General features: G+C 57.9%; 4 protein-coding genes and 1 tRNA gene. 1 reads left to right on the forward strand and 4 read right to left on the reverse strand.

Features of this window, described 5'->3' with window-relative positions:
* The 3 genes from FJ146_19360 to FJ146_19370 form a co-directional block, all read right to left on the reverse strand.
* Nucleotides 1-1,541 (reverse strand): HAD-IC family P-type ATPase (locus FJ146_19360; protein ID MBM4254130.1); only part of this gene is annotated, 1,541 nt, incomplete at its 3' end.
* A gap of 24 nt (nucleotides 1,542-1,565) precedes the next feature.
* A tRNA-Ala gene (locus FJ146_19365) sits at nucleotides 1,566-1,641 on the reverse strand.
* A 63-nt stretch (nucleotides 1,642-1,704) separates the two neighbouring features.
* Nucleotides 1,705-2,457, reverse strand: a complete 753-nt coding sequence (locus FJ146_19370; protein ID MBM4254131.1) for a hypothetical protein — start codon at nucleotides 2,455-2,457, stop codon at nucleotides 1,705-1,707.
* Nucleotides 2,458-2,610: 153 nt separating this feature from the next.
* Here FJ146_19370 and FJ146_19375 point away from each other — a divergent pair, with 153 nt between their 5' ends.
* Nucleotides 2,611-4,479, forward strand: coding sequence for an ABC transporter ATP-binding protein (locus FJ146_19375; GenBank protein ID MBM4254132.1), 1,869 nt, complete (start codon nucleotides 2,611-2,613; stop codon nucleotides 4,477-4,479).
* Here the strand turns inward: FJ146_19375 and FJ146_19380 are convergent.
* On the reverse strand, nucleotides 4,476-5,072 hold a 597-nt coding region (locus FJ146_19380), incomplete at its 5' end, for a hypothetical protein (GenBank protein ID MBM4254133.1). The genes FJ146_19375 and FJ146_19380 overlap by 4 nt on opposite strands.

Consider the following 5,072-nt stretch of genomic DNA (forward strand, 5'->3'; position numbering starts at 1 on the left):
TCGCTAATGTCCTCACCGGCTAAGACGAGCCCTAATTCACGCGCAATGGCTGCTGCTGTGGATGGGTGATCACCGGTGATCATCACTGGAACGATACCCGCCTCCCTAGCCTCGCGGATGGCGGCAGCAGCCTCCGGACGTGGTGGATCAGCGAGACCAAGTAACCCTACTAGCCGCAGGTTAGAGGTGCTCGGTGAATCCCCAAGAGCTACGGCAAGAACGCGTAAACCTCGTTTAGCCATGGTGTCGCCAGCACTGCGCACAAGGTCCAGGTCAGAGTCATGGCACAGGCTTAAAATTGCCTCAATAGCGCCCTTAACATAGTTAAGTCCGTCCGCTCTGAAGACCGACATGCGGCGAACCTCTGTATCAAATGGCTCACTCGATATCCGCGGTGCTGCAGCCGCGGCTGTTGCCATGTCGATGCCGGCATTAAAGGCGGCTGCTAATATAGCGATCTCGGTTGGGTCGCCCGAACCCTCGCCAGATCGTGGGTCGTAAGCCGCATCTGTACACAGTGCTGCTGTCCGCAGGACGGCGGCTTGATCAGGTCCCCAAATCTCCCGAACCTGCATCTTGCCCGTAGTCAGAGTGCCGGTTTTATCGGTGCAAATGACGGAGACACTACCAAGCGTCTCGACACTAGGTAGTTTACGGATTAAGGCATGGCGCGCGGCTAAACGCTGCACGCCGAGCGCTAGAGCCACAGTGACGATAGCTGGCATGCCTTCCGGAACGGCAGCGACGGCGAGCGACAAAGTGTAGATGACCAGATCGAAGGGTGGCATCTGCTGATACCATCCAATCACACCCACAATGGCCATGATCACTAAACTCAGCCACAGCAGCGAACGACCGACACGTGCAAGCTGCACTTGCAGCGGGGTAGGACCTGCGGCGGCCGTCTCGAGCAAAGAGGCGATACGGCCTAACTCGGTCGCCATAGCGGTGGCGGTAACGATCGCCAGGCCTGTGCCACTCATGACCGCCGTGCCCATGAAGACTCTGTGATGGTTCTCTCCCTCAGCATGGGTCGCTTGCGATTTGTGCGATTTCACCACCGGTAAGCTCTCGCCAGTCAGCACCGCCTCGTTGACCTGCAGATGACTGGCCTCGACCAAGGTGGCGTCGGCCGCCACGACGTCGCCGCCCTCAAGCCAGAGGGCATCGCCAGGGACAACGCTGACAGCACTGACCATTCGTAAATTGCCATCCCTAATCACGGTCGCCCGAGGCGCTGTCATCTGGCGCAGTGCGGCAATCGCGCTGTCGGCGCGGTACTCCTGCACAAATCCAATGAGGGCATTGATTATGAGTACGGCCCCAATGGCGACAGCTTCGCGCATCTCACCCAGGATCACGGAAAGTGAGGTCGCAGCAATCAGCAACACGACCAAGGGACTAGCAAATTGCTCGAGGGCCAAACGCCAAAGCGGCCGCTCTTTCGCTTCCCTAAGCTCATTCTTGCCACTGAGAGCCAGCTTTGCTGCAGCCTGCTCTGAGGTTAGACCGCAACTGGATCTATCGCCTCTATTAGCCATCGGACGATCTCCAAGAGATCCGACTGGTGGAGGATAAGGGATTCGAACCCTTGACCCCTAGAATGCAAATCTAGTGCTCTACCAACTGAGCTAATCCCCCAACGCGGGCGACTCTTTATCGCTGATTGTCCGAAAGAGCGCAAGAGTCAATTTAAGAAAAATTTCATGACCAGCCAATTTCTGCGATCAGGACATCGCTGTGCTGCTGATCCAGCTGCACTTCGCGCACGGCAGTCTGGCGGCAGATTAGTCCGTGGGCCTCACAAAGACTCAGAAAATCGTCCATGTAACGGCGACCTGGGTCAGCTAGGATGGCCGCACCGCCCGGTGCCAGTAGGCTGGCCACTGTGGTAGCGAGATAACCTGGCTGCCAGGATTCGTAGAGGAGATCGCTACCAATCAGCAGCTCCACTTGGCCACCCAGGACCTGAGCTTCGTGCGCCGTGATGTCGCGCCAATCGAGATTTTGATAGGTGATTCCCGCGAGTTGATTTTGCGCCGCGTTGGTGGCTAAAAACTCAGCCACCATGGGGTGGCGGTCCGTGGCGATCACCCGCGGGACACCCGCAGCGGCAGCGACGAGGCTAGGCAGGGCTAGCCCACATCCGAGCTCCACTGTGGCCCTGGCTACACCGTTGGTTGCAAACAGCGCCGCTAAATGTGTGGCAAGTCCGACGGCCGACGGCCAAATGACACCAAAGTGGGGTTTGAACTCGGCCGTGCTCGTCGCGCTCCCGGATTTGTCGCGGGCCGCCACCAATTTAAGGCTAGTGCTCAAAGCCTCCTCAAGGTCGTCGAGACACCGGAGCATAAACTTATGACCACCGACTTCGATCTCACGCAGGTCGTAGCTCAGCTTTTGGCCAAGGCCTTGCCACGGAGACTGCTGCCGCCTGCGGGGTGCTGGCTGCGTCATAACTGAGATCCTGAGTGACGGTGCTTAGGTTTGTCGGTGCTCTGTCTTCATAATAACACGAGCGACCAGCGCGCTTAAGCGGTGGTACGTGCAAATAATTGCTTGTATTTAGGATACGTTGCGGTCGCAGCGCACCCATGTTAGAAGCGCACTATGGAGACAACAACTTCGATATCCACTGCTTCGCTACCGTCGGCTTCGATACCTCCGGCTTCGATACCGCCGGCGGCACTCGCGCGCAATCAGGCGCTTCTGCGTCATTATATGCGGCCGCTCGCGGGTAGCCTGGTCGTTGCCTTGGTCATGGCTTTAGTGCTCGGCGTGGTGAGCGCCCTGGTGGCCGCTCTGGTCGGTCCCTGTGTGCAGGTGATCACGGCGCCGGCTGATAGCTTCCTGCAATATCGCGATCTGTTCGGCGCTTGGCTAGGTCCTGTGATCGCCCACTTTATGGCAGCGCCAGGGATCACAGCTGGTGAGCTACTAGGCCGCGTACCGCTACTGCTAGTCGGGCTGGCATTGCTCAAGAGTTTATGCGGCATAGCCCAGTGGTTTATTTGGGAGCGTGGTGGCGAGGTTGTCGCGCTGCACTTACGTAACGATTTGGCCGCGGCTTATCTGCACCTCAGTCCCTCGGTGCGGCGCACGGAATCCGGACGCGCGGTTGAAGAGCAGCTGTCGAGCGGTGTGACGGCTGATGTCAAATTGGTGCGTGAGTATCTTGTGCATTTTTACGGCGGACTGCCGCGCGAGGCTTTTCAGGTTGTCTTCCTGACAATCATGTTAGTGCTACTGTCGCCAAAGCTGACGGCGATATTTTTACTCGGTGTGGCACCAGCGATTGCCATAGCGGGACGCATTGGGCGTCAGCTGCGTCGGCGCGCAGCGAGAGCGTTAGCTGATTACTCGCAGCTGACCGAGTGGTTACAGCAGCGACTCATTGGGATCGAAACCATCAAGCACTATGGCACCGAACCGATCGAGATCCGCAAGATGGAGGTCTTGACCGCATCGCTCTATCAGCGATTTCTCAAAGCTGCGCGGGTTAAGGCGCGCACATCGCCCATGCTCGAGATGATTGCTGTGATCGCCATGGTGGTGGTGCTGGGTATTGCATTGCGTGACATTCAGCTCAACCAATCGTCGGGGGCCGTGGACCTGTCGTTCTTCTCGACTCTAGGATTATTGTCACAGGCAGGTGCTAAACTCGGACGCTACCTTAACGCCAATCGCGAGGGTGCCGCCGCCGTCGATAGGTTGCGGCAGCAGCTCGCATTCTTTACTGCAAACAAACAAGATCAAGTTGTAGTCCACGCGGTGCCCGCTGCTACAACGCAGATTGTCGCCGATCGCATCACGGTGACATACCCGGGAGCCACTCGTCCCGCCTTGCGGGACTTTAGTTTTGCTTTTCAGGCGGGCAAAATCTACTGCCTGGCCGGCCCTTCTGGCGCAGGTAAGTCAACGCTATTTAGTACACTGCTTGGTCTGGTCACGCCAGATGCCGGCAGCTTGTGCTACGAAGCAACCGAGCCACCAGTTGGTAGCGCCGTTGCCTATATGCCCCAAAAGGTGATCCTAAGACCGGACACCATCGCCGGTAATGTGGCCTATCCTGAAAGTCCTGACTTGGAACGGGTCACTGAAGCCTTGGCTCAGGTGGGCCTGGACTCCTTAGTCGTTGGTTTGCCGCAGGGAGCTATGACTCAGGTGGGTGCGGGCGGCAGCGGCATGTCCGGCGGTCAGGCGCAGCGGATTCTGCTCGCGCGGCTATGGTATCTCAAGCGGCCCTTTGTCCTCATTGACGAGGGTACATCGGCTCTGGATCCCGAGGTGGAACGAACTGTTTATCGTCTGATCCGTCAGCTTGCAGACCGCGGTGCGGTCGTCGTCACCATTGCCCACCGGCAGGCAGCAGCAGAGCATGCGGATGAGTTGTTGCTGCTCGATCAAGGCGTACTCAAAATCGCTGGATCTCCGTCCACCGTGATGGCGTCACCGGCCTACCAGGCGCTACTCGGCTAGAAGTTGGTGTCCTTGACGCCGAAAAATTTGGGATGCAGGATCGAGTTAGCCACGCGCGGCGCTCGGCTTAGGCCGAGGCGGCGCGGCGCCAGCATATGACTCGGGTTGGTGATGAACGTCGCCCATGGCGATTCCTCCCAAGCCACTAGAGAAAAATCGCGCTGGCGTTCGGTCTTGGCGAGAAAGAAAGAATGCCGCTGCTCGCCGTAGAGATAGACGTCGGTGAATCCAGCCTCCTGCAGCGTGTCGCGTAGCAGCGTCAGAGTGGCCTCGTCATCGCTATCGCCCGCGACTTCATAGCCAATCTCGACCGGTGACAAAATGGAGACGGTGCCAGACGGCGTGAGATGGCGTCTTAACGCCTCAAAAAACTCTACGGAATAAAGGCGCGACGTCTCGAAGTTGTAGGGAAAGAGAACGTCGACAAAGATGCGGTCGTAACGGTCTTGCGCGCGTCTCAGCATTTGAAACGCGTCAGCACTCATCACCTCGACCTGCGGATGATCGAGGCTACTATGATTGAGGCGGCGTAAATCTTCATGCTCCGTAGCAAGCTGCAGGATCAGTGGATCGATGTCGACCAGAGTGATCTT

Source organism: Deltaproteobacteria bacterium, from assembly GCA_016874735.1.
In the GTDB taxonomy this organism is placed as follows: Bacteria; Bdellovibrionota_B; Oligoflexia; order Oligoflexales; family CAIYRB01; genus CAIYRB01.

Bases quoted from the DNA above. Each gene is read 5' to 3' on its own strand.
- FJ146_19370 (MBM4254131.1), bottom strand. From the start codon at position 2,457: ATGACGCAGCCAGCACCCCGCAGGCGGCAGCAGTCTCCGTGGCAAGGC.
- FJ146_19375 (MBM4254132.1), top strand. From the start codon at position 2,611: ATGGAGACAACAACTTCGATATCCACTGCTTCGCTACCGTCGGCTTCG.